We start from the raw sequence: 25616 nt of genomic DNA, 5'->3' as shown, positions 1-25616 counted from the left end.
AGCAACTAAGGTTAACCAGTCGGGGACACCTTCTCTGGGTAAGGGCGCGTGCGCAACCATCTGATTTCATCCGTTTCCAGCGCCCCGGCACGGGAGCGGACATCTTGAGCGGCGATCCGAAGCTGGAACGGATTGCGAAAGGCAACGCGCTGGCACTCTGCGCCACCGGAACCTGGACCGCGAGCTTCGCGCCGGTCCTGGAGCGGATGGTGGCTGACGCCGAGAAGCTCGCGGGCGGTTCGCAAAGCGTTTTCATCGACGTTTCCGAGGTGGCCAAGCTGGACACGTTCGGCGCCTGGCTGATCGAACGGCTGCGCCGCAGCCTGACCCAAGGCGCCGTCGAGGCGCAGATCGCGGGGCTGTCCGCCAATTATTCGAGCCTCGTGGACGAGGTGCGGCGGGTCAGGGCGACGCCCGTGATCGACACCGGCGCCGTCACCATCACCGGCATGCTGGAGCAGATCGGCCGGGCCGTGGCTGGCGTTGGCGGCACCGTGGCGGGCCTGATCGACATGCTCGGCGCGGTGCTCGCGGCGGGCGCGCGCACCCTGATTCACCCGCGCTCGTTCCGCCTGACCTCGACCGTGCATCATCTCGAGCAGGTCTGCTGGCGCGCGGTGCCGATCGTGGTGCTGATCACCTTCCTGATCGGCTGCATCATCGCCCAGCAAGGTATCTTCCATTTCCGCAGGTTCGGCGCCGACATCTTCGTCGTCGACATGCTCGGCGTGCTGGTGCTGCGCGAGATCGGCGTGCTCCTGGTCGCGATCATGGTCGCGGGCCGCTCGGGCAGCGCCTACACCGCCGAGCTCGGCTCGATGAAGATGCGCGAGGAGATCGACGCATTGCGCACCATGGGGTTCGACCCGATCGAGGTGCTGGTGCTGCCGCGCATGCTGGCGCTGGTGCTGGCGCTGCCGATTCTGGCCTTCCTCGGTGCCATGGCCGCGCTCTATGGCGGCGGTCTCGTCGCCTGGCTCTATGGCGGCGTCGATCCCGAAGCGTTTTTGCTGCGCCTGCGCGACGCCATCTCGATCGACCATTTCATCGTCGGCATCGTGAAAGCACCTGTGATGGCCGCCGTGATCGGCATCGTCGCCTGTGTCGAAGGGCTCGCCGTGCAGGGCAGCGCGGAATCGCTCGGACAGCACACGACGGCGTCCGTGGTGAAGGGCATCTTCTTCGTCATCGTCATGGACGGCGTGTTCGCCATCTTCTTCGCCTCGATCGGGATGTGACGATGGCGCAGGAAGTTCGAAACGGAATTCAAAACCCGATCATCCGCGTCCGCGATATCACCGTGCAGTTCGGCGCGACGCGCGTGCTCGACGGCCTCGACCTCGACGTCAAGCGCGGCGAGATTCTTGGCTTCGTCGGCCCCTCGGGTGCCGGCAAATCGGTGCTGACGCGCACCATCATCGGCCTCGTGCCGAAGGTCGCAGGCAGCATCGAGGTGTTCGGCGTCGATCTGGATGCCTCCAATACGTCGCAGCGTCGCAACGTGGAGCGGCGCTGGGGCGTGCTGTTCCAGCAGGGCGCGCTGTTCTCCTCGCTGACGGTGCGGCAGAACATCCAGTTTCCGATGCGCGAATATCTGCGGGTGTCGCAGCGGCTGATGGACGAGATCACCATCGCCAAGCTCACCATGGTGGGTCTCAAGCCCGAAGTCGCCGATCGCTTTCCCTCCGAATTGTCGGGCGGCATGATCAAGCGCGTGGCGCTTGCGCGCGCGCTGTCGCTCGATCCGGATCTGGTGTTTCTGGACGAGCCGACCTCAGGCCTGGACCCGATCGGCGCCGGCGACTTCGACGAGCTGGTGAGGACCCTCCAGCGCACTTTGGGGCTGACTGTTTTCATGGTAACCCACGATCTCGATAGCCTTTACACAGCATGTGACCGCATCGCCGTTTTAGGGAACGGTAAGATCATTGCGGCAGGGTCGATCGCCGACATGCAGGCCTCGCAGCATCCCTGGCTGAGGCAATATTTCCATGGCAAGCGCGCTCGCGCGGTGATGGGCTGAGGTGCCGGAGTAGCTGATGGAAACGCGTGCAAATTACGTGCTGATCGGATCGTTCACGCTGGCGGTGATCGCCGCTGCGATCGGCTTCGTGTTGTGGTTTCAGTCGTTGCACACCACCAAGCAGCGCAGCCCCCTGCGCGTCGTGTTCGAGGGCCCGGCGGCGGGCCTGCGCAACGGCGGCAGCGTCAATTTCAACGGTATCCGAGTGGGCGAGGTGGTCTCGGTGAAGCTCGACAACCCGCGGCGGGTTGTCGCACTCGCCATGGTCGAGAACAACGCCCCGATCCGCAAGGACACCCTGGTCGGCCTCGAATTCCAGGGCCTGACCGGAGTCGCCGCGATCTCGCTCAAGGGCGGCGAGGAGGCGGCACCTCCGCCACCGCTCGACGAGGACGGTATCCCGTCGCTGACGGCGGATCCCAACAAGCTCCAGGACGTCACCGAGGCGATCCGCGGCACGCTCCAGAACATCAACAAGATCGTCGCCGACAATCAGGAATCGGTGAAGAATTCGCTGAAAAATCTTGAGACCTTCACCAACTCGCTCGCCCGCAACTCCGAGAAGATCGATGGCGTGATGGCCAAGGTCGACGGCGTCATGCTCAAGGCCGACAGCCTCATGCTCGGCCTCAACACGCTCGCCGGCGGCAAGGACGGCGGTGAGCTGTTCCTGGCGGTGAAGTCGATCCGCGAACTGGCCGACGATTTCGACAAGCGCTCCGGCGCGCTGATGACCGACGGCCGCCGTACTCTGGGCGACATCAGCCGCGCCGTGAACAATTTCGACCGCAACCCGACCCGCGTGCTGTTCGGCGCCAGCAACAGCGCACCGGTCGCCGCGCCGCCGCCGCCGGAACCGCTAAAGCCCGCGACACCGGAGCGCAGGCGGCAGTAGCCACGTTGCACTCGTCTCTCACCTCGTCATTGCGAGCGAAGCGAAGCAATCCAGACTATCTCCGCGGGGGCAGTCTGGATTGCTTCGTCGCAAGAGCTCCTCGCAATGACGGTGTTTGTGGAGTTGCGCTCCATACGGGCTGCGATCGCTCCCCGCAACGACGTCCCCCAAAAACAAAACGGAGCCCGCGAGGGCTCCGTTTTTCATTCGCTGTTCGCTGTCGCTGCGAGCCGCTTACCCCAGCCGGCCCGCGCTGTGCGCGAGCAGGGTGTAGACCAGACCCGTCTCCGAGGTCAGGTGGTTGCGCAGCTCCTGCGGGCCGCGGCCGTCGCGGGCGACTTCATCGAGCAGGCGTTCGAACTCGGCGACGTAGCGGTCGACCGTGCCCTTGAAGTTGCGATCGGAGCGGTACTTGCGGGCGACCTCGTCAAAAGCCTTCTGGCCGGCGGGCGTGTAGAGGCGCTTGGTGAAGGCCTTGTTCTCGCCGCGCTGGTAGCGGTCCCACATCTCGGCAGCGAGGTTGCGGTCCATCAGCCGGCCGATGTCGAGCGACAGCGATTCCAGCGGATTGCCGCCACCTTGCGGCGCCTGTGGCTGCGGAGCCGGTGCGGCGGCTTGGCGGCCGCGCTGGGCTTCACGTCCGGTCGGCGCACCCTGGTTGGCGTCCGTGCGGCTCAACAGGTCCGACAGCCAGCCGTCGCGGCCCTGATCGTTGCCGGCGGGCGCGACCGGCGGAGCTTCGGTGCGGCGCGAGGAGGCCGGCATGCCGAGGTCCGGCGGCGGCAGCGTGGAGGCGCTGCCGGTGTCGCGCATGCGGGTCTCTGTGCTGCGGCCACCCGCGGTCGCCAGCATCGGCTCCTCCTGGCGCTGCACGCTGGCGCGGCCCGTCGTGGAGACATCGAGGCCGCGGCCATGCTGGGCCACGATGCGGTTGAGCTCGGCGAGGGCCTCGATCTGGTCGACGATCACCTTGCGCATCTGCGCAGTGCTCTCGGCGGCCTCCTGCGGCATCTCGAGCACGCCGCGGCGCAGCTCGTTGCGGGTGGCTTCGAGCTCGTTGTGCATCTCGAACGCCATCTGCTTCATGCTGGAGACGAGGTTGGTGAACTTCTCGGTCGATTGCTTGAACATCGTATCCGCCTCGTCGGTGGTCTGGCGGTAGATGTCGTGCATGGCCTCGACTGTCTGCCGGTGCTCCTCTTCGGAGGCCGACCGTACCGCCTCGAACTGGCGGGTGATCGCGGCGGAACCGGCGCCGGCCGTCTCGGCCACGACACGGGCGATGTCGCGAGCGCGCTCTTCGGCGGCCGCCAGCGATTCATCGAGCAGGCCGGTGAAGCGCGACAGACGCTGGTCGAGATCGGCCGTGCGCAGGTCGATCGTGGTGACGAGCGATTCCAGCGCCAGCTTGCGTTCGGCGAGCGAGGCGGTGGTGTTCTTGTTGCTCTGCTCCACGACCTGCGCGGCCTCGACGAGTGCCTTGCCGTGCGCGTCGAACTGGGTCGACAGCTCGCCGAGATCCTGGAGCGCCCGCGTGGTCTTGCTGTTGAAGACGTTGAGCTGGTCTTCCAGGTTCTGCGTCGCAGCGCCGTTGCGCGAGGTGACGTCGTTCATCGCCGAGACGAAGTCGGCGACGCGCGTCACCAGCGCCCGCTCGAGCGAGTTGAGGTTGTCGTGCGCACCGGTCAGCACCTCCTGGAGCAGGATGTTTCCTTCGCGCAGTCGCTCGAACAGGGCGACCGTGTCGGTGCGCAGGATCTTGCTGGTCTCCTGCATCTCGGTGACGGCCGCGATCGAGACCTGGCGCGACTGGTCGATCGCCACGCGCGAGGCCTGCTCGAGGTCCTTGAGCGACTTGTTGACGGCACCTGTCGCCATCTCGCTCGCCGAGTTGATGGTCCGTGCCACTTCGGAGCCGTTGCCCATCATCGTCTGCGAGAACGCGTGGCCGCGCGTCTCGATCGACTTCAGCGCGTCGGACGTGACACGGTCGATGTCGAGCGTGAGCTGGCTGGTCTTCGAGCCGATCGCGTCCACGAGCGAGCCGCGCTTGGCATCGATCATGTTGGCAAGACGGTCGGACTGCTGCTGCACGTAGGTGACGATCTCGTCGGTCTTGCCGGTCATGGCCTGGCCGAAGCTGCTGCTGGCGGCGAGCACCGAGCGCTCGACGTCCGCCGAGCTCGACTTGACCCGCGAACTTGCCTCGTTGGAGGCGTTGATCAGCGCGTTCTGGGCGTTGAGCGCGCTGGTCTGGATGTCGTTGGTCGCGTTCGCGGTGGCCGTGCTCAGCGTGCGCTCGATCTCGGTCGAGATCGTGCGGATCTGGCTTGCGGCGTCCGCCGACGTCGTGGTCAGCGAGGTCTGCGCCTCGCGTGCGCTGTTGAGGATGGTCGAGGCGGTGTCGGCGCCGACCGAGGTCAGCGTGCGCTCGATGTCCGTGGTCAGCGACTTGATCTGGCTCGCTGCATCCGTCGAGGCGGAGATTAGCGTGCCCTGGGCCTCGCGTACGCCGCTGGTGAGCGCCTCGATGGTGGCGCCGCCGGCGGTCGCCAGCGCGCGCTGCATCTCGGCCGCCAGCGAACGGACCTGGCCGGTCTGTTCGGCGGAGACCGCCAGCAGGGTGCTCTGGGCGTCGCGGGCGCTGGTCGTGATCGTCTCGGCGGTCGACTGGCCGACCTGCGAGAGCGACCGATGCACTTCGGCCGCCAGCGACTTGACCTGGCTGGCCGCATCCGAGGACGCGTTGACGAGCGTGCTCTGGGCTTCGCGGGCGCCGGTCATGATGGTCTCGGCCGTCGCGGTGCCGGCCATCGAGAGCGAGCGCTGCACGTCCGAGGACAGCGCCTTGATCTGGTTGGCGGTCTCGCTCGAGGCCGCGATCAACGTGCTCTGCGCATCGCGGGCGCCGGCGGTGATCGATTCCGCCGTGGAGGAGCCGGCCATCGACAGCGAGCGCTGCACGTCGGCGGTGAGGGTCTTGACGTGGTTGGCCGCGTCCGAGGACGCCGTGACGAGCGTGGTCTGCACCTCGCGGGCACCGGCCAGGATCGAGGCGGCGGTCGCCGAGCCCGCCGACGACAGCGTCCGTTCGACGTCGGCCGCGAGCCCCTTGATCTGGTTGGAGGCCTCGCCGGATGCGGCGACCAGCGTCGACTGTGCTTCGCGGGCGCTGCTCAGGATCGAGTTCGCGGCACCGGTACCGACCGCGGTCAGCGCGCGCTCGACCTCGGCGGAGGTCATCTTGAGCTGAGCGTTGACGTCGGAGGAAACCGTCATCAGCGACTGCTGCGCGGTGCGCGCACCGGTCTGGATGGTCTCGCTGGTGTTGACCACGAGGTTGGTGAGCGAGCGTTCGGCGTCCTCGACATGCGAGCGGATCGCGGTCGAGATCATCTCGGCGCGGGACATCATGTCCTCGCTGGCCTGGCGTCCGCTGCTCTCGATGCGGCCGGCGACTGCCTCGACGCGCGAGCCGAGCAGGTCCTCGAACTGCGCCACGCGCATGTCGATGTCGCTGGCGACCGATCCGACCTTGGTCTCGATGGCCTGGTGGATGTCCTGGAAGCGCGCCGTGACCGTGTCGGTCAGATGCATGCTGCGGCCGTCGATGAGTTCGCCGACGCTGGTGATGCGGCGGTCGACCGCCTCGATCGCCTGCGCGGTGCCGTCCGTGAGCGTCGAGGTCAGGAGGGTGAGGCGGGTGTCGATCGACTGCACGGCCTGCGAGGCGCCGTTCGTCACCGCGGTGGTCAGGTAGGTGAGGCGGGTGTCGATGGATTCGAGCGCCTGCGAGGCGCCGCCGGTGAGGGTGGTCGTCAGATGCGTCAGCCGCGTATCGATCGTCTGGATGGTCTGCGATGCGCCATCGGTCAGCGAGGTCGCGAGGTAGTTGAGGCGGGTGTCGATCGTCTCGATCGCCTGCGATGCGCCGTCGGTCAGCGACGTCGTGAGGTGGGTGAGGCGGGAGTCGATCGACTGGATCGCCTGCGCGGCACCGTCGGTCAGCGACGAGGAGAGCGTGTTGAGCCGTCCGTCGATGGTCTCGGTGACCGACTTCGCACGGGTATCGAACGACTGTTCGAGCGCGGCGACGCGGCCGACGAGCTGTTCGTCGAAGGTCTTGATGTGACCGTCGATTGCAGAGTCGAGGCCGGATATCTTGCCGTTCAGCGAGGCATCGAAGTTGGTGACACGTTCGCCGATCGTGGTCTCGAACTGCACCAGGCGCTGGTCGAGGACAGCCGTGATCGCGCCGCCGTTGGAGGTGAAGCGGGTGTCGAAATTGTCGACATAGCTCTTCAGGCTCTCGTGGATGTCCTGGGTGCGCTGGCCCATGCGATCGACGATCTCGCCGCCGAACGTCTTCACGGTGCGGTCGAATTCGGAGATGTGGCGGGTGATCAATGCGCCCAGCGTGCCGGAGTCGCGGGCGAATTTCTCGACCAGCTCGCTGCCCTGGTTCTTCACCAGCTCGTCGAAGGCGCTCATCTGGAGCGACAGCGAGTCGTGCGCGGTTTCGGTCTGGCTGACGACCTTGGCGACCAGCGTGTTGACGGTGGCGTCGAGCGCTTCGCTCGCCTTGTCGCCGGAGGTCATGATGTGGCCGGCGAGGCGGTTGCCGGCGTCGTCGATCTTGGCGGAGAGGTCGTTGGAGCGCAGCTCGAGCTCGAGCAGCAGCGAGTCCGACGAATTCTTCAGGCTGTCGTGCACCTGCTCGGTGCGCTCGGAGATGCCGTCGACGATCGCGGCGGAGCGCTGCTCGAACTCGCCGGTGATGCGGTCGATGCGCTCGTTCAGCATCTCGTGGACGCGGTCGGCGAGGTCGACGAACTCGTCGTGGACGTGGCCGGTCTTGAAATTGAGGCTGGTGGTCAGCCGCTCGCTGGCGTCGAGCACCGCGCGCGTGGTCTCGTTGCTGGCCTCTTCGAGGCGGTCGAGCAGGTCGCCGCCGCGCTCGCCGAGCGCGAGGATCATGTTGTCGCCGGCGTTGCTGAGTGCACCGGTGATGTGGGCACCGCGCTCTTCGAGCGCGCCGGTGATGGACTTGGCGACCTCGTCGACGCGCGAGGCGATCGCGTCCGAGATCAGCGCGATGTCATGGCGCAGATCGATCTGCACGCCGGAGATGGCGCTGCGGACCTGCTCGGCCTGGCCGACCAGATTGTCGCGCTGATGCGCGATGTCCTGGAGCAGGGCGCGGATGCGCACTTCGTTGTCGGAATAGGCGCGTTCGAGCGCCGCGACCTCGTTGGCGACCAGCGTCTCGAGCTCGCCGGCGCGCGCGATCGCGCGCTCGATGCCGTCGCCCATCGCCGCAACCTCGCGGCGGATGGCCTGGCCGACGGTCACCATGGAATCCGAAGCCGAGCCTTCCGGCTCGGAGAAGCGGATCGCAACCTGCGCCATCGCCTGCGCGACCGAGCTCATTTGCTGGCCGCGCCAGACGAGGCTCGCCAGGAAGAAGAACAGCATGATCGGCGCGAAGAACATCGTGACGAGGCCGGCAATGGCCAACACGCCGCCGCTCTGCCCCATCGCCGCCTGGATCGAAGGCAGGAAGCCGACCGTCAGCGCGGCGCAGGCCGCGAGCCAGATGACGGTGAAGATTGTCGCGCCGGTGTAGACGTTGCGGGTCGGGCGTCCCGTCTGCAACGTCTGCAAGAGCTGGCCGATGGTCGCACGGTCGTCATTGGCGGCGCGGCGCGAGGAGCGCGGCTCCTCGATCTGGTCGAACATCGCGCGTTCGTTCGCGGCAGGACGCGGGTCGAAGCTCGGTTCGTCGAACATCGGGGGGGTCGGTGGCGCGGCCGGAGGCGACGTTTCGTTACGCATCGAGGCGTTGCGGCTGGTGTCCGCAGCCGTGTCGCTGATGTTCAGGGCTTCCTGGATCGCAGAAAGCGCATCTTCTGTCGGGTCTTTGACCTTTTTCGGAGTGTTTGCCATGTTCAGTCCGAGCCCTCGTTACTTGTACGCGTCCCTCCGCGAGCTCTGCGCGCTACGCAAGCCCACAGTCCGGATCATGCCGCTTGCGCGGATTTCCGAGCCGTCCCCACCCGGACGGCTTGTCCGCCAATTTCCAAAACATCCTATTGGCAGAGCGTCGCGAATGAAATGGCTGCGATTAAGACATTCTTAATCATCGTTAACAGGATCGCGCCGTAACGCCTTAGCAATACATGAAATTCTCCACCGGACTCGCCGGATTGCGGCAACTTTTCGTCAATAAACAGGCGGATTTGCGCAAAACAGCCGGAACACTTCGTTAACCATTTCCATGCTTCGGTGGAGGGAACCTGACCGCCGAACCGGCGGACATCGCGCGATGCCGGGGCCTGCGCCATGATGCCTGAACTGCAACGGATGGACTGGATGCCCTCGCCCCCGCTTGCACCCATCGACAACCTGCTCGACCTCGATCACCTCTCCCGCATGACGCTCGGCGACGTTGAGCTGGAACAGGAAGTGCTGGCGATGTTTGCCGAGCAGGCGGTCCGCCTGATTGCGGCTATGGCAGCGCTGCCGAGTGATGCCGGCGCACTCGCCCACAAGCTCAAGGGCTCGGCGCGCGGGATCGGCGCTTTTGCGGTGGCGGATGCCGCCGCCAGCCTCGAGACCGCGATCCGGACCGGCCAGGGCCGGCCCCACGCCTTCGCCGCGCTGAAAGAGGCGGTGACCGAGGCTCGCGCCGCCATCGAGACGATCCTGAAGCCTTAGGACAACAGGGCCGACCCGTGCCCTAGTCTTTTGTTTTGACGGGTTTTCTTGCCGCGAAGCGGGATTAACGTCTTATCAAAACGCTATGGCGCCGGGCTGACCGACCCGTTATAGGACAGCCCGGACCCTCCTTCATTCCCAAGATCGCGGCAGTACGAGCACACATGGCCAAAATTCACTTTGTCGATCACAAGGGCGAAACCCGTACGGTGGACGTCGAGAACGGCGCGACCGTGATGGAAGCCGCCATCCGCAACAGCATTCCCGGCATCGAGGCTGAATGCGGTGGCGCCTGCGCCTGCGCCACCTGCCATGTCTATGTCGACGAAGCCTGGCGCGAGAAGGTCGGCAGCCCGACACCGATGGAAGAGGACATGCTCGACTTCGGCTTCGACGTGCGCCCGAACTCGCGCCTGTCCTGCCAGATCAAGGTCTCCGACGAACTCGACGGCCTGGTCGTGGCGACGCCGGAACGCCAGGCCTAACTCTCCGTAGCTATCATGTGCTCGGCGGCGCGACCTCAATGCCGCGCTTGTGCCAGGGTCTGAGCTTCTCGAGCACTTCTGAGGTCAGCGGTGCCGGCCGTCGCGTCGTCTCGTCGAGCATGACGCCGACTGACGTCGCAGACGCAATACATTTCCCGTTCGAAAACACGACCTGCTCGAAGGTCACCGATGTCCGCCCGAGCTTCACCACGCCGAGGCCGAGCTCGATCGTATTCGGCCAGTGCAACTCGGCGCGAAAATGCATGTCGAGCCGCACCATGATCCAGGCAAGTCCCGGCGGCGTCAGGCCGTATTCCGGAAGCTTCATCAGCGTGACACGGCCGGTCTCGAAATAGGTGGCGTAGACCGCGTTGTTGACGTGCTGGTTGGGATCGAGATCACCGAAGCGGACATTGTCGCTGAGGCGAAAAGGGTAGTCCTCCAGGCGCGGCGTCGTATCGAGGCGGCGTGGTGCGTTCACCGATTGATCTCCGTCATATCGTTGCTCGTTACAGCCCAGTTATCCTGACCCGGCAAGTGGGCGCGGCTGCGGGGCGCTCCCGCTTTTATGCCTTCCCTGATCCATCCCCGTTGGCTAGACAGGCAGGGTCACCTCTGCCCGCCGGGCGCCGGCCCACCGATAACGACCGATAAAAGAGACGACATGAGCGATGTGATCAAAACCGATGTGCTGATTATTGGCGCCGGCCCCTGCGGTCTGTTCGCCGCCTTCGAGCTTGGCCTTCTCGACATGAAGGCGCATTTCGTCGACATCCTCGACAAGGTCGGCGGCCAGTGCGCCGAACTCTATCCGGAAAAGCCGATCTACGACATTCCCGGCATTCCGCAGGTTTCGGGCCAGGGTCTCACCGAGGCGCTGATGGAGCAGATCAAGCCGTTCCATCCGACCTTCCATCTTGGCGAGATGATCGAGACCGTGGAGAAGATCGGCGATCCCCTGTTTCGCTGCACCACCGACGCCGGCAAGGTGTTCGAATGCAAGGTGCTGGTGATCGCTGCCGGCGGCGGCTCGTTCCAGCCCAAGCGTCCGCCGGTGCCGGGGATCGAAGCCTATGAAGGAAGCTCGGTGCACTACGCTGTGCGCAAGATGGAGACGTTCCGCGACAAGAACGTGCTGATCGTCGGCGGCGGCGATTCCGCGCTCGACTGGACGCTCAATCTGCATCCGATTGCCAACCGCATCACGCTGCTGCACCGTCGCGACGATTTTCGCGCCGCCCCCCACAGCGTCGAGCAGATGCGCGCGCTGGTCGCTGGCGGCAAGATGGATCTGCGGCTCGGCCAGGTCACCGCGCTGTCAGGCAACGAGGGCAAGCTGACCGGTGCCACGATCAAGGGCAACGACAACAATGTGACCGATATTGCCTGCGACACCATGCTGCCGTTCTTCGGGCTGACCATGAAACTCGGTCCGGTCGCGAACTGGGGCATCTCGCTGGAGAACAATCTGGTGCCGGTCGAGACGTCCGCGTTCGAGACAAATGTGCGCGGCATCTTCGCGATCGGCGACATCAACACCTATCCCGGCAAGCTCAAGCTGATCCTGTGCGGTTTCCACGAGGGCGCGCTGATGTCGCAAAAAGCCCATCGCTATGTCTATCCGGAGAAGCGGCTCGTGTTCCAGTACACGACTTCGTCCTCCAGCCTGCAAAAGAAGCTCGGTGTCAACTGACGGCGGCGAGCGGGGAGGCGGTGCCCATGTTTCTGGTGCTGGAACCGTTCGCGAAATCGCCGTAGTCTGCGGCCATTGGAGTGACGGCTCAGCAAGGCCGATTGGCTTAGCAAGGTGATGATAATGCGGAATCTCTTTTCCAGCTTTCGGCTGTTCTCGCTCCTCGCGCTCGCGATGTCGCTCGGTGCGGTGAGCCCGGCTGCGGCGCAAGTCCAGCAGCCAACCGCCGCGGGTCTTTGGCAGAAGGTCGAAGACGGCAAGACGGTGGGATGGTTTCTCTTCATCGACCACAGCGGTGTGTTCGAAGGCGTGATCGCAAAAACCTTTCCGCGGCCCGGCGACGATCCGAACGAGATCTGCGCGAAATGCACGGACGATCGCAAGAACGCGCCGGTGCTCGGGCTCTCCTTCATCCGCGACATGAAGCGCGACGGCTTGAAGTACGACGGCGGCAACGTGGTCAATCCGCGCGACGGCAACGTCTGGAAGGCCAAGATGACGGTCAGCCCTGATGGCCAGACGCTGACGATGCGCGGCTTCCTCGGCATCTCCCTGTTCGGCAAGGACGAGACCTGGACGCGTCTGCCCGACGCCAACATTGCCCAGGTCGACCCCGCCATCGTCGCGAAATATCTCCCGGCGCAAGCGACCGCCGCGACCAAGCCCGTGCCCGCGCCCGCGGCGAAGAAGGGCGGCGCGATGATGGCGCCCGCGCCGAAGCAGTAGGACGTTCCCCGCTTAGCTCCGCTGTCATTCCCCGCGGGAGTTGTCGCGCGGTGACGCGTCGGTCGTGCCCTACGCGCCGAAAATGGACTCTCGCACCACTACGTCCGCGCGGCGGCGCACGTCCGGATTGAGCGCAAGCCCGAGGCCGGGCGCACGCGGCGCAGACACGATGCCGTTGTTCACGGTCGGAAGAGCGGTGACGAGATCGCGATACCAGGTCGAGAGCGTCGCGCGCACGACCTCCTGGAAGATCGCGGTCGGCGCATGCAGCGCCAGATGCAGCCCCGCCATCAGCGCGACCGGGCCGGTGCAATCGTGCGGCGCGAGCGGCTTGTTGTAGGCTTCGGCCAGCGCGGCGATTTTGCGCGCCTCGGTCAATCCGCCACACCAGGCGATGTCGAGCATCACCACGTCGATGGCGTCGGCTGCAAGCAGATTGCGGAAGCTTGCCGCGCCCGCCAGCGTTTCGCTGCCGCAGATCGGCGTTTTCACGCGCCGTCTGAGGTCGGCAAGGCCCTGCACATCGTCCATCTTGCCGAGGGGATCCTCGACCCAGAACACGCCGTAATCTTCGAGCGCGCGGCAGATGCGCTCGGCGGTCTGCGCGCCCCACAGGCTGTGCAGCTCGCACATGATCTCGATGCGTTCGCCGACGGCGGCGCGGATCTTCCGGAACGGTTCGAGACCGGTCTTGAGGTCGATCAGGGAAATCGAATGGCCGCCATTGGCGGCAAAGGGGTCGAATGGCCAGATCTTCATGGCGCCATAGCCTTCGCTCAAAAGGCTTTCGGCGAGCGCTCCAGCGTCGCGCATGAAGGCGATCTGATCGTCATAGGGGCCGAGCGCGGCGTCGTCCGCACCGATCTCGCGGCGCCTGGCGCTCTTCGTATTGTAGGCGTAGCCGGCGCAAGTGTTGTAGGCGCGGATTTCGAGTCGGCTCGCGCCGCCGAGCGCCTCGTGCACGGGAATGCCGTGGCGCTGGCCCTTAAGGTCCCACAACGCGATGTCGATGGCGCTGGCGGCGCGCACCTCGGCGCTGACGCTGTGGAAGCCGAGATACGGCGTCAGCAACTGACGCGATACGGCTTCGATGCGGCGGGAATCCTGGCCGAGCACCAGCGGTGCTGCGAGCTCATGCACGGCAGCTTCAACGGCCTGCGCCCCTCGAAAGCTCTCGCCGAGGCCGGTGAGCCCTTCGTCCGTTTCGATTTCGACCCAGATCAGGTTCGGCCGTTCCTCGATGCGAATGGTGCGCAAGGTCGTGATGCGGGACATTGAGACGTCCTCTTGATTTTCGGTCAGTGTCTACGCGCGACGCTCAGGTCACCGGCGCCGGATTGAACAGCGTGAGATCGTTGTGGATGCCCCAGCGATCCGACCAGGGTTGCGTGCGGCCGCTGGCGACGTCGAGGATCAAGCGGAACAGGTCCCAGCCGGTTTCCTCGATGGTCTTCTCGCCGGTGGCGATGCCGCCGGCATCGAAATCGATCAGGTCCTTCCAGCGGCGCGCAAGCTCGCTGCGGGTCGCGACCTTGATCACGGGCGCCGCCGCAAGGCCGTAAGGCGTGCCGCGGCCGGTGGTGAACACTTGCAGCGTCATGCCGGAGGCGAGCTGCAGCGTGCCGCAGATGAAGTCGGACGCAGGGGTCGCCGCGAACAGCATGCCCTTCTGCGTTGCCTTCTCGCCGGGCGAGAGCACGCCGGTGATGGCGCTTGATCCGGACTTGACGATCGAGCCCAATGACTTCTCGACGATGTTGGCAAGCCCGCCCTTCTTGTTGCCAGGCGTGGTGTTGGCGCTGCGATCGGCGCCGCCGCGGGCCAGATAGGAATCGTACCAGGCCATCTCGCGCACCAGGGCGCGGCCGACGTCTTCGTTGATGGCGCGTCGGGTGAGCAACTGGATCGCGTCGCGCACTTCGGTGACTTCGGAGAACATCACGGTGGCGCCGGCGCGCACCAGCAGGTCCGCGGCGAAGCCGACGGCCGGGTTCGCGGTGACGCCGGAGAAGGCATCACTGCCGCCGCATTGCAGGCCGATGACGAGATCGGCGGCCGGGCAGGTCTCGCGGGTGCGCTTGTTGAGGATTTTCAGGCGGGCTTCGGCCTGGGTCATGATCGCGTCGACGATCGCGCCAAAACCGTCGAAGGCTTCGTCCTGCATGCGCACGATGGCGTTGCTGACGCCTTCCGGCACCAGCCGCTCGGGCGCGAGCTTCTCGCAGCCGAGGCTGATGACCAGGATCTCGCCGCCGAAGTTCGGGTTCTGCGCGATGTTTTGCAGCGTGCGGATCGGAATCACGGCGTCGGGCGCGGTGATGGCGACGCCGCAGCCATAGGCATGCGTCAGCGGCACGACGTCGTCGACGTTCGGATATTTCGGCAGCAGTTCGGCGCGGATGCGCTTGACGGCATATTCCATCGTGCCCTTGACGCATTGCACGGAGGAGGAGATGCCGAGGATGTTCTTGGTGCCGACCGAACCGTCCGAGTTGCGAAAGCCCTCGAAGGTAAAACCTTCGAGCGGCGGCAGCGGCGCGGGCACGGCGGTCGAGATTTCGAGCTTGTCGAGGGCAGGGGCCTCCGGCATGCGGATGCGCGCCTCGTCCACCCATTCGCCGGCCAGGATCGGCGAGAGCGCGTGGCCGATCACCTCGCCGTAGCGGATGATCGGCTGACCCTGTGCAATGTCGACCAGGGCCGTCTTGTGTCCTTGCGGCACGAAGGCGCGCAGCGTCAGCCCGCAGGCAAAGCGGGAGCCGGCGGGAAGCCCGAAATCATTGACCACGATCGCGACATTGTCGCGCTCGTGGAGCTTGATGTAGCGCGGCTGCTCTTTCGCTGCGACGTCCTGGTCCATTTGATATTCCCCGTGGTTAGCCGGGATACGTATAGGCGGTCTTCACCGTCGTGTAGAACTCGCGGGCATAGGAGCCCTGCTCGCGGGCACCGTAGCTCGAACCCTTCCGGCCGCCGAACGGCACGTGATAGTCGACGCCGGCGGTCGGCAGATTGACCATCACCATGCCGGACTCGCTGTTGCGCTTGTAGTGCGAGGCGTATTTCAGGCTGGAGGTACAGATGCCGGAAGCGAGGCCGAACTCGGTGTCGTTGGAGATCGCCAGCGCCTCTTCGTAGTTCTTGGCGCGAATGACGGTAGCCACCGGCCCGAAGATCTCTTCGCGCGCGATGCGCATGTTGTTGTTGGCTTCGGTGAACAGCGCCGGCTGCAGGTAGTGGCCGGGCGTCTCGCGCTTGAGCAGCTCGCCGCCCCAAGCGAGCTTGGCGCCCTCGTCCTGGCCGATCTTGATGTAGCGCAGGTCCTGGTCGAGTTGGCTCTGGTCGACCACGGGGCCGATATGCACGCCGGCCTTGAGCGCGTCGTCCACCGACAGGCCCTTCAGGCGCTCGGCCATTGCGGCGACGAAGCGGTCATGGATGCCTTCGGTGACGATCAGGCGAGACGAAGCAGTGCAGCGCTGGCCGGTCGAGAAATAGGCGCCGTTGACGGCGACCTCGACGGCGGTCTTGAGATCGGCGTCGTCGAGCACGACCAGCGGGTTCTTGCCGCCCATCTCGAGCTGGAACTTCTTCATCGGGTTCGAGAGCACGCAGGCCTGCGCGATCTTGCGCCCCGTCTGCACCGAGCCGGTGAAGGAGATCGCGGCGACATCCGGGTGCTCGAGCAGGGTCTGGCCGACCACCGAGCCGGAGCCGATCACGAGGTTGAACACGCCGGCGGGAATGCCGGAACGGGTGATGATCTCGGACAGCGCATGCGCCGAGCCCGGCACCAGCTCGGCCGGCTTGAACACGACGGTGTTGCCGTAGCAGAGCGCCGGCGCGATCTTCCAGGCGGGGATCGCGATCGGGAAATTCCAGGGCGTGATCATGCCGACGACTCCGACCGGCTCACGGGTGAGCTCGACGTCGATGCCGGGCCGCACCGAGGCGCCCTTCTCGCCGATCAGGCGCAGCGCTTCGCCGGCGAAGAACGCAAAAATCTGGCCGGCGCGCGCGACCTCGCCGATACCCTCGGGCAGGGTCTTGCCTTCCTCGCGGGCGAGCAGGCGGCCGAGTTCTTCTTTGCGGGCGATGATCTCGAGAGAGATCTTGTTCAGCGCGTCATAGCGCACCTGCGGCGTCGACTGCGCCCAGGCGGGGAAGGCGGCCTTGGCGGCGGCGACGGCCTTCTCGGTCTGCGCCTTGTCGGCCTTGGCGTATTCGCCGACGACGTCGTTGGTGTTGGAGGGGTTGATGTTCCTGGTGACGGCGGAGCCATCGACCCATTCGCCGCCGATGAAGTTCTTCAGGATCGCAGTCATGTTGTCCTCCTTATTTGAGAAGCATGATCCTTATCGGAAAACCGGTGTCCACTTTTCCGGGATCATGCCTGAATTCTTAACGCACGAGGCAGGGACGCTTGTCGTCGAAGGTCCAGCCGGGGATCAGGTCCTGCATGGCAATAGCGTCATCGCGGGCGCCGAGTCCATGCTGCTTGTAGAGGTCATGCGCTGCGTCGATGGCGGCCCTGTCGATTTCGATACCCAGGCCCGGCCTGTCAGGTACGGCGATCTTGCCGCCCTTGATCTGGAGCGGCTCCTTGGTCAGCGCCTGGCCGTCCTGCCAGATCCAGTGGGTGTCGATCGCGGTGACCTTGCCGGGGGCGGCGGCGCCGACATGGGTGAACATGGCGAGCGAGATGTCGAAATGGTTGTTGGAGTGCGAGCCCCAGGTCAGGCCGTTGTCGCGGCAGGTCTGGGCCACGCGCACCGAGCCTTGCATGGTCCAGAAATGGGGATCGGCCAGCGGAATGTCCACCGCGCCCAGCCGCAACGCATGAGAGAGCTGCCGCCAGTCGGTTGCGATCATGTTGGTCGCGGTCGGCAGGCCAGTTGCACGGCGGAACTCGGCCATGATCTCACGGCCGGAGAAGCCGCTTTCCGCGCCGCAGGGGTCTTCGGCATAGGCGAGGATGCCGTGCATGTCCTTGCAGAGGCTGACAGCCTCGTCGAGCGACCATGCGCCGTTGGGATCGAGCGTCACGCGCGCGTTCGGAAAGCGCCTGGCGATCGCGGTGACGGCTTCGATCTCCTGCTCGCCGCGCAGCACGCCGCCCTTCAGCTTGAAATCGGCGAAGCCGTAATGGTCGTGGGTGGCTTCCGCGAGCCGCACCACGGTTTCCGGCGTCATCGCCTGCTGATGGCGGAGGTTGAACCATTCGGCCTTGCCGGTCTCGCCCTTGACGTAGGCGAGTTTGCTCTTGCCGATGTCGCCGACGAAGAAGAGATAGCCGAGCGTCTCGACGCTGTTGCGCTGCTGGCCCTCGCCGAGCAGGGCTGCGACCGGCAGGTCGAGATGCTGCCCGAGCAAATCGAGCAGCGCGGACTCCACGGCCGTGACGGCGTGGATCATGACCCGGAGATCAAAAGTCTGCTTGCCGCGGCCGCCGGAATCGCGATCGGCGAAGGCCGTCCTGATATCGGCGAGGATGTTGTTCATCGCGCCGACGGTCTTGCCGATCACGAGATCACGGGCGTCCTGCAGCGTCTGCCAGATCTTCTGCCCGCCCGGCACCTCGCCGAGGCCGGTGTGACCGGCATTGTCGGTGAGGATGACGATGTTGCGGGTGAAGAACGGCGCGTGCGCGCCGCTCAGATTGAGGAGCATGCTGTCACGGCCCGCGACCGGGATCACTTGCATCGCCGTGACGACCGGTGCACCCGAGATTTCAGTCTGGGCCATCGCACGCTCCTCCCTGTTGTGTTCTATCGTTATTCTGCCGCCTGTTGTGACGATCGAATGGCGGGCAGGTTCTTCACCAGCGCGGCCACTTCTGCGATCTCCTGCTCGGAGAGGTCGGTGAGCGGCGGGCGGACCGGACCGGAATCGCGGCCGATCACCTTCATGCCGGCCTTGATGATCGAGACCGCATAGCCCTTCTTGCGGTTGCGGATCGCGATCAGCGGCAGGATGAAATCCTTCAGCCCGGCGTGGATCGTCGCATGGTCGCGCTTGCGCACGGCGGCGTAGAAGTTGGTGGCGAATTCCGGAACGAAGTTGAACACGGCGGAGGAGTAGGTCGTCACGCCCATGTCGAGATAGGGCAGCGCGAACGTCTCCGCGGTCGGCAGGCCCCCGATATAGGTGAGGCGATCGCCGAGCTTGGTGTAGACGCGGGTCATCAGCTCGATGTCGCCGATGCCGTCCTTGTAGCCGACGAGGTTCGGGCAGCGCTCGGCAAGGCGAGCGAGCGTATCGGGCTGAAGGATCGCGTTGTCGCGGTTGTAGACGATGACGCCGATCTTCACGGAGGCGCAGATCGCTTCGACATGGGCAGCGAGGCCGTCCTGCTCGGCATGGGTGAGATAGGGCGGCAGCAGTAGCAGGCCGTCGGCGCCGGCCTTCTCGGCGCCGATCGCGATCTCGCGGGCGGTGGCGGTGCCGTAGCCGGTGCCGGCGAGCACGGGCACGCGGCCCTTGGTCTCGTCCACGGCGATCTTGACGATATGCGGAACCTCTGCCGCCGTCAGCGAGAAGAACTCGCCGGTGCCGCCGGCGGCGAACAGGCCGGCAACGTCATAGCCGCACAGCCAGTCCATGTTGGCGCGGTAGGTCGTCTCGTCGAAGGAGTAATCCGCCTTGAACGGTGTGACGGGGAAAGACAGGAGGCCGGATCCGATCTTCTGGGCCATTTCCTGCGGGGTCATCTTGCTCATGGGCGCTGCTCCCTTGTCTCATGTTGTGGAGGACGCAAGCCTGCGCGTCCATGCGCCGTGGTTTAGGAGACCGTTCGATGCGCGTCCAAGCCAAAGCCTATATCGACCAATGCGAAATCAGCATCAATCTTCCCTCGCCTCCGCCGAGGACAATTCGCTCGCGATTTTGACGAGCGCCGAGAGCAGCGGATTCTCGTCGTTGCGCCGCCAGACCATGAACAGCTCGACGGGAACGCGCGTGCGCAGCTTCAGCGGCCGCAGGCGGACGTCCGCGATCTTCAGGCTCGCCGCCGCCGCCGGCACGATCGCAAGGCCGAGGCCGGCGCGCACCATGGCGAGGATCGAGTGGATCTGGCTCAAGTGCTGCACGTAGCGCGGCAAAATGTCGGCGCGGGTGAACATCGCCACCAGCACGTCGTGAAAATAGCGGCTCTCGTAGGGCGAATACATCACGAAGGGCTGGTTGTCGAAATCCTTTATGGTGATGCTCTCGGCATTCGCCAGCGGATGCTTTTTCGGGATCGCGGCGAGCAGGGGCTCGGCGACGACGCGCCGGCTGGCGATCTCGGGACGCGCGATCGGAGGCCTGAGCAGGCCGGCATCGATCTGGCCCGAGGACAGCGCCTCGAACTGGTCGCCGGACACCATCTCCTTCAGTGAGAAGTCCACCTCGGGCAGCTTGGCACGGCAGGCCGCGACGAGCTCGGGCAGGAAGCCGTAGGCGGCGGCCGCGGTGAAGCCGATCTTCAGCGAGCCGGTCTTGCCGAGCGCGATGCGGCGGGCGACTTGCGAGGCGCTTTCCGCAAGCTTCAGGATGCGCCGCGCTTCCGGCAGGAAGCTGCGCCCGGCAGGCGTCAGCCGCACCGAGCGGCTGGTGCGCTCCAGCAGCGGCGCGTCGATGATGTGCTCGAGCACCTGGATCTGCCGGGACAGCGGCGGCTGGGTCATGTTCAGCCGCGCCGCGGCGCGGCCGAAATGCAATTCTTCCGCCACCGTGACGAAACAGCGGAGCTGGTTAAGGTCAAACATCGATACATGCCTTAGATGAATAAGGCGTTTCCCCGGCACTTCTAGCATCGATTACCCCCAAAACAAAGACGGCGGCTGTGAAGCCGCCGTTAAGTTGCCTGGTCAAGCTCCCATGGGAGCCCTCAGGAGGAACGTTTGAGCACCACGCGCTCGATCTTGCCCACGATCACGAGATAGGCGAATGCGGCCACCAGCGCATTGGCGCCGACGAATATCAGCGCGCCGTTGAACGAGCCGGTCGCGGCCAGGATGTAGCCGATCACGATCGGGGTGCTGATCGAGGAGAGATTGCCGAAGGTGTTGAACAGGCCGCCCGAGACGCCGCCGGCTTCCTTGGGCGAGGTATCGGAGACGACAGCCCAGCCGAGCGCGCCGATGCCCTTGCCGAAGAAGGCGAGCGCCATGAAGCCGACCACCAGCGCCTGCCCGTCGACATAGTTGCAGGCGATGATCGACATCGAGAGCAGCATGCCGCCGACGATCGGGATCTTGCGTGCCATGGTCAGCGAACCCGTCTTGCGCAGGATGGCGTCGGAGATGACGCCGCCGAGCACGCCGCCGATGAAGCCGCACAGCGCCGGCAGCGTCGCGACGAAGCCGGCCTGCAGGATCGACAGGCCGCGCTCCTTGACGAGATAGACCGGGAACCAGGTCAGGAAGAAATAAGTCAGCGTGTTGATGCAGTACTGGCCGAGATAAACGCCGAGCATCATGCGGTTGGAGAGCAGCTGGCGGATGTGATCCCAGCCGGGGCCGGAAGCCGCTGCGCGCTCATGCTTCAGATCGTCTTTGGGCGCGTCGAGGTCAACCAATGCGCCGCCTTCTTTGATGTAGTCGAACTCGGCCTCGTTGATGCCGGGATGCTCCTTCGGACCGTAGATGGTCTTGATCCAGACCAGACCCATCACGACGCCGAGCGCGCCCATCACGAAGAACACATAGCGCCAGCCATAGTCATGCGCGATCCAGCCCATCAGCGGCGCGAAGATCACGGTCGCGAAATACTGCCCGGAATTGAAGAAGGCCGACGCAGTCCCGCGCTCGTTGCTCGGAAACCAGGCCGCGACGATGCGGGCATTGGCGGGGAATGAGGGCGCTTCGGCGATGCCGACCAGGAAGCGCAGGCCGAACAGCACGGTGATTGCGGTGCCGGCGCTCAAGAAGCCGACCCAGCCCTGCAGCGTCGTGAACAGTGACCAGACGATGATGCTGAAGGCATAGACGAGGCGCGATCCGTAGCGGTCGAGCAGCCAGCCGCCCGGCACCTGCGCGAGCACATAGGACCAGCCGAAGGCCGAGAAGATGTAGCCCATGGCGACGGGATCGAGATGCAGCTCCTTGGAGAGCGCGGGACCCGCGATCGACAGCGTGGCGCGATCGGCATAATTGACGGTCGTGACCAGGAACAACATGGTCACGATGAACAGCCTGACGCGAGACCTCCTCACGTCCGCTGTGGACATCACTGCGCTCATTACGCGCCTCCTTAGAACTCGAAACGTTTCCTCACGACGACTCCTAGAGGCGCGCGCGGCAAAGTGTCCAAGCTCAAGGCAGCATCAATCGATGCCGTTTTTGGATTGATGGAACGGCAGGTGAGCGGGAACGATGTGTGGTGATGGCGAACCCGATTGCGCCACGCGTGCCGTTGTCATTCCCCGCGAAGGCGGGGAATCCTGGACGCCGCGACGTCTCGATTCAATCACGTCTGTCACGGAGTACTCGATCGCCGGCCCCAGTGCGCAAGGGCGCACAAGGCGGGCGATGGCAGTGTGCGTGTAGAGGTTGCGTGAGCTACTGCTGCGCGCCCGGCGACAGCGGTGCGAGCAGCCCGCGCGTCACGCCCGGCGGCGCGGCATCCAGACCAAGCACTGCGGCCGCGGCCGGCAGTGCGGCATCCGCCATCGCGGCGTGGCCTTCGGCGCTTGGGTGCACGGCGCCGCCATAGATGGCGGAGAGCACGCCCCAGGTCGCGTCGTGGATGTCGGTCGGCTGGCTCGCCGCCGGCAAGCCTTGCGGATAGGTCATCGCGGCGAAGTAACTGTCATTGGCGTCGCGGATCCAGCGCGCTCGCGGCAAATAGGCGCGGAATTCGGAGGCGCCGCGGCCGCACAGCATCGGCTGGCTCGCCGCGCTCACGATATCAGGATTGAAGCTCTGGCCGTTCTCGGCAAAGCAGGTGCGGTCGAATTCGGGATCGTTGCCCGAATGCGCGCAGAAGCCGTGATCGGCGAAAGCCGCCTGATGCGAATCCACGAAGGTCATGCGGTCGGCCTCGGGATCGCGGCACAGCGCGCCCCGGGTGCAGGTGGCGAGCCCCTTTAGCGCCGGCAAGAATTCGGTATCGACGAAAGTCGAGACGCGGGCGAGGCGCTGCGGATCGGCGTTGAAGGCGGGATGGATGTCGAACCCGGCGCGGCCGCCGCGGCAGGGCACGCCGCCGTCTGCGAGCGCCGGGTTGGCATAGGAGACGTAGACCACGTGCGAGAGGTCGCCGCCGACCAGCGGCTTCAGCGCCTCGCGCAGCTTGACGAAATTCTGCGGCAGCTCGCGCGCCAGCGCATCGCGGGAATCATCGACGCTCGCCATCACGCCGGAGCGTCGGAATAGCGCGCGCTCGGTTGCGGTCTCGACGATCACGTCGGCGACGAGGCCGGAGAAATAGACGTCGTTGGCGCCGACCGAGAGCAGCACGAGGTCGAGCGTGCGCTCGGGCTGACGCTTCTTTGCGGCGGTCAGCGCCTCGCGCAGCTCGGCGATTTGCGCGTTCACGCTGGTGTTGCAGACGCCGGTCTTGCCGGGCGGGCATTCGCGGGCGCGCTGCGAGCCGAGCAGCCCGTCGCCGATGCTGGCGCCGGTGCACGCGAGCGGCAGAAAGGTCACCGCGACGTGGGTGTAGCGTACCGCGAGCGCCAGCGCGGTGCGGGCCTGGTAGCTGTAGAGTGAGCGATGGCAGGGCGAGTTGAACCAGAGCGCGCTGTAACGCTGCCAATTGGCGAGCGTATCCGGCGCCTCGCAGGCGCGACCGCCTTTATATCCGGCCCGGCTCGGCCGGTAATACTGCGCGCCGGCGGTGCCGAGATAAGAGCGGAAGCAAAAACCTTCGTCCGACAGCGCCAGCGGCCGGTCCGGATTGCCTTCGCCCGAGGCGATGCTATCCCCGAGGCCAGCGACGAAGATGTCGCGGACCTGGATCTCGGTCTGGACCCGTTGGGTCGGATCGGAGCCGGAGGAGACGTCGACGGTCGCGACTGTCTGCTTGCCGTAGCGGACCCGCAGATTGACTGGCTCGGCGCAGTCGAAGGTGGATTGTTGCGGCCCTTCGCCGTCGTCGAACGACCAGGCGCAGGTGGCGCCGACCGGCACTGCACCGGTGAGGCGCACGGTGACAGGGTGGTCAACCGGGGTGATATAGTCTTCCTTTGTATTGTCGCGGGTGCAGGGCTGGTTGACCCGGCCCTGGAGGTCGATGCAGAGTCGGTTGACCATGTTGCGGGCCCAGCCGCGGCCCTCGCTCTGGAGTTCGAGCGACTGCTCGGCGGCGAGGATGCTGCGGTTACGCGCACTCTCGACATGGAGCTGGAAGTCGCGCTCCTCGCGGAACAACCGGAAGCGGTTGCGCACCTCCCAACTGATCTGCATGGCGCCCGCATCTTGCGCGGCCACCCGCTCCAGCGGCAAGGCGGTGAGGAGCCCGGCGAGCAGCAGGGCGCCGGCGAGGAAACGGCGAAAGGATATAGGGATCATGGCCCGCGTCTTCAACGGCAAAGTTGAGGCGGAAATAAGAGAGGAACAGCTCCCCGCCTGCAACATTGGTCTGACGGCTTTGCTGGCCGCCGTCTAGCGTTTGCTGGCCTGCCGAAGCGACCGCTCGCGCTCCATCGCTGCCACCTGCTGTGGCAGGTTGGACTGCGCGCAGGCCTCCGCCAGTCGTCGGCGCTCCTGCCAGGGCTCCACCACATTCATCCAGAGCTCGCGTGCGCCCATGATGGAGATGGCAAGACCGAACGGGATGACGAAATAGAGGATGCGGAAGACGAGGAGCGTGGCCAAAAGCTGCTCGCGGCCGAATTCGGGCAGCGCCACCAGCATGGCGGCGTCGAACACGCCGAGTGAGCCGGGAGCGTGGCTGGCGAAGCCGAGCAGTGTCGCCAGGATGAACACCACCGAGAGCGACAGGAAGTCGATCTGCGGATTGGCCGGCACCAGAAGGTACATCGCCAGCGCGCAGAAACCGAGATCGACGACGCCGATCAGGATCTGCACCAGCGTCAGCGGCGCCGACGGCAGCACCACCTTCCAGCCCTTCTGGCCGAGCTCGCGGCGCTTCTCGCCCATGCAGAGCCAGACCAGATAGGCGCCGATCGAGGCGAGGCCGCCGAGCGCGATCAGCCGATTGATCGACGACGGCAGCTGATCCATGTAGGAGGCGGCAGCCGGGTGGATGGCCATGCCGATCGAGAGCACGAAGATGTTACCGAGCCAGAAGGTCAGGCCGGACAGGAAGCAGATTTTCGCGACGTCGATCGCATTCAGCCCGTAATCCGAATAGATCCGGAAGCGGATCGCTCCGCCGGTAAAAACCGTGGCGCCGATATTGTGACCGATCGAATAGGACGTGAAGCTGGAGAGCGCTGCGATGCGATAGGGCACGTGCTTCTTGCCGATCGTTCGCAGTGCAAAAAAATCGTAGAAGGTCAGCGTACAGAACGCGAAGCACACGCAGATCGCCGCCAGTCCGATATTGCCGCGGGGAATCTCGGTCAGCGCGGTCAGGATGACCCCGGTATCGATGCCCTTGAGGGTCCGCACCAGCGTGGTAATGGCGAAAGCGATGATGAAGACGCTCGCCGCAATGCCGAGGCGTCGCCAGCCGATCCATCTCGTGAAGCCGCGTTTCAGCGCGGGCAGCAATCCGTGCATTCATCCTCCCGGCAGGGGCAAGACCGACCAGGCCAGACATTGGCCGGTCGGGTACGATCCAAGGCCAAAGGTCGGCGTTGATCGCTAGGCATGATGTAGCTCATTTAGGCATGATGTAGCTCATTTAAGGCAGAAACAGTGACTTGTGCAGCCCTTGACAACGATAGGTTCTGCGCTGGACACGCTACTTTTGTCATACGCGGTTCACATCGGAGGCGCGTTAAGCATATGAGTCGTGGGCCCGATCGCGTCCCTATCTGACATGGTTTCAGATCCTGCACGGCCGGCATTGTTCCAGCGCAAAGGGTGCGGGCTTTTTTGGAACGTCAATGCCGTGCGCCGGTTAGCGCCCCATCAGCAATTGAACATGGCGGAATAGGCGGCTTTTCGCGCAAGCCGATGCCTC

19 protein-coding genes are annotated in these 25616 nt (G+C 65.3%); 7 read left to right on the top strand and 12 right to left on the bottom strand.

What is annotated here, in order from left to right:
* Window positions 1-104: 104 nt before the first annotated feature.
* Genes ABIB00_RS28515 through ABIB00_RS28505 form a run of 3 tightly spaced genes read left to right on the top strand, consistent with a single transcriptional unit; the run spans window position 105 to window position 2918 of the window.
* On the top strand, window positions 105-1238 hold the full coding sequence (locus ABIB00_RS28515) for an MlaE family ABC transporter permease (RefSeq protein WP_354106636.1): 1134 nt from the start codon (window positions 105-107) through the stop codon (window positions 1236-1238).
* A gap of 2 nt (window positions 1239-1240) precedes the next feature.
* Window positions 1241-2023 (top strand): ABC transporter ATP-binding protein, encoded by a 783-nt coding sequence (locus ABIB00_RS28510; protein ID WP_247446368.1) that lies wholly within the window; start codon window positions 1241-1243, stop codon window positions 2021-2023.
* Between the two features lie 16 nt (window positions 2024-2039).
* Complete coding sequence (locus ABIB00_RS28505; RefSeq protein WP_354106635.1) at window positions 2040-2918, top strand: MlaD family protein; 879 nt, start codon at window positions 2040-2042, stop codon at window positions 2916-2918.
* Between the two features lie 234 nt (window positions 2919-3152).
* Here the strand turns inward: ABIB00_RS28505 and ABIB00_RS28500 are convergent, their stop codons facing one another.
* Together ABIB00_RS28500 and ABIB00_RS28495 are read right to left on the bottom strand one after the other, a co-directional pair.
* Complete coding sequence (locus ABIB00_RS28500) at window positions 3153-8864, bottom strand: apolipoprotein A-IV repeat region-like domain-containing protein (RefSeq protein WP_354106634.1); 5712 nt, start codon at window positions 8862-8864, stop codon at window positions 3153-3155.
* 143 nt (window positions 8865-9007) lie between these two features.
* Window positions 9008-9262: a hypothetical protein gene (locus tag ABIB00_RS28495; protein ID WP_354106633.1), complete on the bottom strand. Its 255-nt coding sequence runs from the start codon at window positions 9260-9262 to the stop codon at window positions 9008-9010.
* Between ABIB00_RS28495 and ABIB00_RS28490 the strand changes: the two genes are divergently transcribed.
* Both ABIB00_RS28490 and ABIB00_RS28485 read left to right on the top strand, forming a co-directional pair.
* A complete protein-coding gene (locus tag ABIB00_RS28490; protein WP_247446372.1) occupies window positions 9261-9635 on the top strand; it encodes an Hpt domain-containing protein in 375 nt (124 codons plus the stop codon). The two genes, ABIB00_RS28495 and ABIB00_RS28490, sit on opposite strands and share 2 nt — an antisense overlap.
* Window positions 9636-9799: 164 nt before the next feature.
* Window positions 9800-10120: a 2Fe-2S iron-sulfur cluster-binding protein gene (locus ABIB00_RS28485; RefSeq protein ID WP_045008721.1), complete on the top strand. Its 321-nt coding sequence runs from the start codon at window positions 9800-9802 to the stop codon at window positions 10118-10120.
* Between the two features lie 13 nt (window positions 10121-10133).
* Here the strand turns inward: ABIB00_RS28485 and ABIB00_RS28480 are convergent, their stop codons facing one another.
* Window positions 10134-10601 carry an acyl-CoA thioesterase gene (locus ABIB00_RS28480; protein ID WP_247352047.1) on the bottom strand — a complete coding sequence of 156 codons (468 nt, stop codon included), beginning with the start codon at window positions 10599-10601 and terminating at the stop codon, window positions 10134-10136.
* Between the two features lie 183 nt (window positions 10602-10784).
* On the opposite strand from ABIB00_RS28480, the gene ABIB00_RS28475 reads away from it, so the two are divergent.
* Window positions 10785-11813, top strand: coding sequence for an NAD(P)/FAD-dependent oxidoreductase (locus tag ABIB00_RS28475; RefSeq protein ID WP_247446374.1), 1029 nt, complete (start codon window positions 10785-10787; stop codon window positions 11811-11813).
* Between the two features lie 123 nt (window positions 11814-11936).
* Window positions 11937-12539, top strand: a complete 603-nt coding sequence (locus tag ABIB00_RS28470; RefSeq protein WP_247352043.1) for a DUF2147 domain-containing protein — start codon at window positions 11937-11939, stop codon at window positions 12537-12539.
* 69 nt (window positions 12540-12608) lie between these two features.
* Here ABIB00_RS28470 and ABIB00_RS28465 read toward each other — a convergent pair whose 3' ends face one another.
* The 9 genes from ABIB00_RS28465 to ABIB00_RS28425 all read right to left on the bottom strand — a co-directional run bounded on the left by ABIB00_RS28465 (window position 12609) and on the right by ABIB00_RS28425 (window position 25210).
* Window positions 12609-13814 carry a mandelate racemase/muconate lactonizing enzyme family protein gene (locus tag ABIB00_RS28465; RefSeq protein ID WP_354106632.1) on the bottom strand — a complete coding sequence of 402 codons (1206 nt, stop codon included), beginning with the start codon at window positions 13812-13814 and terminating at the stop codon, window positions 12609-12611.
* Window positions 13815-13857: 43 nt separating this feature from the next.
* Window positions 13858-15399: a galactarate dehydratase gene (garD, locus tag ABIB00_RS28460; protein ID WP_354106631.1), complete on the bottom strand. Its 1542-nt coding sequence runs from the start codon at window positions 15397-15399 to the stop codon at window positions 13858-13860.
* A gap of 16 nt (window positions 15400-15415) precedes the next feature.
* The gene (locus ABIB00_RS28455; protein ID WP_247352039.1) at window positions 15416-16864 is read right to left on the bottom strand and encodes an aldehyde dehydrogenase family protein; all 1449 of its coding nucleotides are present in this window, start codon (window positions 16862-16864) and stop codon (window positions 15416-15418) included.
* A 76-nt stretch (window positions 16865-16940) separates the two neighbouring features.
* Window positions 16941-18284 carry a glucarate dehydratase gene (gene gudD / locus ABIB00_RS28450; protein ID WP_354052844.1) on the bottom strand — a complete coding sequence of 448 codons (1344 nt, stop codon included), beginning with the start codon at window positions 18282-18284 and terminating at the stop codon, window positions 16941-16943.
* 29 nt (window positions 18285-18313) lie between these two features.
* Window positions 18314-19258: a 5-dehydro-4-deoxyglucarate dehydratase gene (gene kdgD / locus ABIB00_RS28445; RefSeq protein WP_247352035.1), complete on the bottom strand. Its 945-nt coding sequence runs from the start codon at window positions 19256-19258 to the stop codon at window positions 18314-18316.
* 123 nt (window positions 19259-19381) lie between these two features.
* Window positions 19382-20287, bottom strand: a complete 906-nt coding sequence (locus tag ABIB00_RS28440) for a LysR family transcriptional regulator (RefSeq protein ID WP_354106630.1) — start codon at window positions 20285-20287, stop codon at window positions 19382-19384.
* 122 nt (window positions 20288-20409) lie between these two features.
* Window positions 20410-21762, bottom strand: coding sequence for an MFS transporter (locus ABIB00_RS28435; RefSeq protein ID WP_247352031.1), 1353 nt, complete (start codon window positions 21760-21762; stop codon window positions 20410-20412).
* Window positions 21763-22081: 319 nt separating this feature from the next.
* Window positions 22082-24034, bottom strand: coding sequence for an SGNH/GDSL hydrolase family protein (locus ABIB00_RS28430; protein WP_354106629.1), 1953 nt, complete (start codon window positions 24032-24034; stop codon window positions 22082-22084).
* 93 nt (window positions 24035-24127) lie between these two features.
* Window positions 24128-25210, bottom strand: a complete 1083-nt coding sequence (locus tag ABIB00_RS28425; protein WP_354052847.1) for a lysylphosphatidylglycerol synthase transmembrane domain-containing protein — start codon at window positions 25208-25210, stop codon at window positions 24128-24130.
* Window positions 25211-25616: the final 406 nt, after the last annotated feature.

This window comes from Bradyrhizobium sp. LB14.3, assembly GCF_040547985.1.
In the GTDB taxonomy this organism is placed as follows: Bacteria; Pseudomonadota; Alphaproteobacteria; order Rhizobiales; family Xanthobacteraceae; genus Bradyrhizobium.
Note: the sequence above shows the minus strand (reverse complement) of the source record. Positions and strands in the feature narration are given on the sequence as shown.

Excerpts from the sequence above, each read along its gene's own strand:
- ABIB00_RS28510 (WP_247446368.1), top strand. The coding sequence starts at position 1,241 with ATGGCGCAGGAAGTTCGAAACGGAATTCAAAACCCGATCATCCGCGTC.
- ABIB00_RS28505 (WP_354106635.1), top strand. The coding sequence starts at position 2,040 with ATGGAAACGCGTGCAAATTACGTGCTGATCGGATCGTTCACGCTGGCG.
- ABIB00_RS28500 (WP_354106634.1), bottom strand. The coding sequence starts at position 8,864 with ATGGCAAACACTCCGAAAAAGGTCAAAGACCCGACAGAAGATGCGCTT.
- ABIB00_RS28490 (WP_247446372.1), top strand. The coding sequence starts at position 9,261 with ATGATGCCTGAACTGCAACGGATGGACTGGATGCCCTCGCCCCCGCTT.
- ABIB00_RS28495 (WP_354106633.1), bottom strand. The coding sequence starts at position 9,262 with ATGGCGCAGGCCCCGGCATCGCGCGATGTCCGCCGGTTCGGCGGTCAG.
- ABIB00_RS28485 (WP_045008721.1), top strand. The coding sequence starts at position 9,800 with ATGGCCAAAATTCACTTTGTCGATCACAAGGGCGAAACCCGTACGGTG.
- ABIB00_RS28475 (WP_247446374.1), top strand. The coding sequence starts at position 10,785 with ATGAGCGATGTGATCAAAACCGATGTGCTGATTATTGGCGCCGGCCCC.
- ABIB00_RS28470 (WP_247352043.1), top strand. The coding sequence starts at position 11,937 with ATGCGGAATCTCTTTTCCAGCTTTCGGCTGTTCTCGCTCCTCGCGCTC.
- ABIB00_RS28465 (WP_354106632.1), bottom strand. The coding sequence starts at position 13,814 with ATGTCCCGCATCACGACCTTGCGCACCATTCGCATCGAGGAACGGCCG.
- garD (WP_354106631.1), bottom strand. The coding sequence starts at position 15,399 with ATGGACCAGGACGTCGCAGCGAAAGAGCAGCCGCGCTACATCAAGCTC.
- ABIB00_RS28455 (WP_247352039.1), bottom strand. The coding sequence starts at position 16,864 with ATGACTGCGATCCTGAAGAACTTCATCGGCGGCGAATGGGTCGATGGC.
- gudD (WP_354052844.1), bottom strand. The coding sequence starts at position 18,284 with ATGGCCCAGACTGAAATCTCGGGTGCACCGGTCGTCACGGCGATGCAA.
- kdgD (WP_247352035.1), bottom strand. The coding sequence starts at position 19,258 with ATGAGCAAGATGACCCCGCAGGAAATGGCCCAGAAGATCGGATCCGGC.
- ABIB00_RS28440 (WP_354106630.1), bottom strand. The coding sequence starts at position 20,287 with ATGTTTGACCTTAACCAGCTCCGCTGTTTCGTCACGGTGGCGGAAGAA.
- ABIB00_RS28435 (WP_247352031.1), bottom strand. The coding sequence starts at position 21,762 with ATGAGCGCAGTGATGTCCACAGCGGACGTGAGGAGGTCTCGCGTCAGG.
- ABIB00_RS28430 (WP_354106629.1), bottom strand. The coding sequence starts at position 24,034 with ATGATCCCTATATCCTTTCGCCGTTTCCTCGCCGGCGCCCTGCTGCTC.
- ABIB00_RS28425 (WP_354052847.1), bottom strand. The coding sequence starts at position 25,210 with ATGCACGGATTGCTGCCCGCGCTGAAACGCGGCTTCACGAGATGGATC.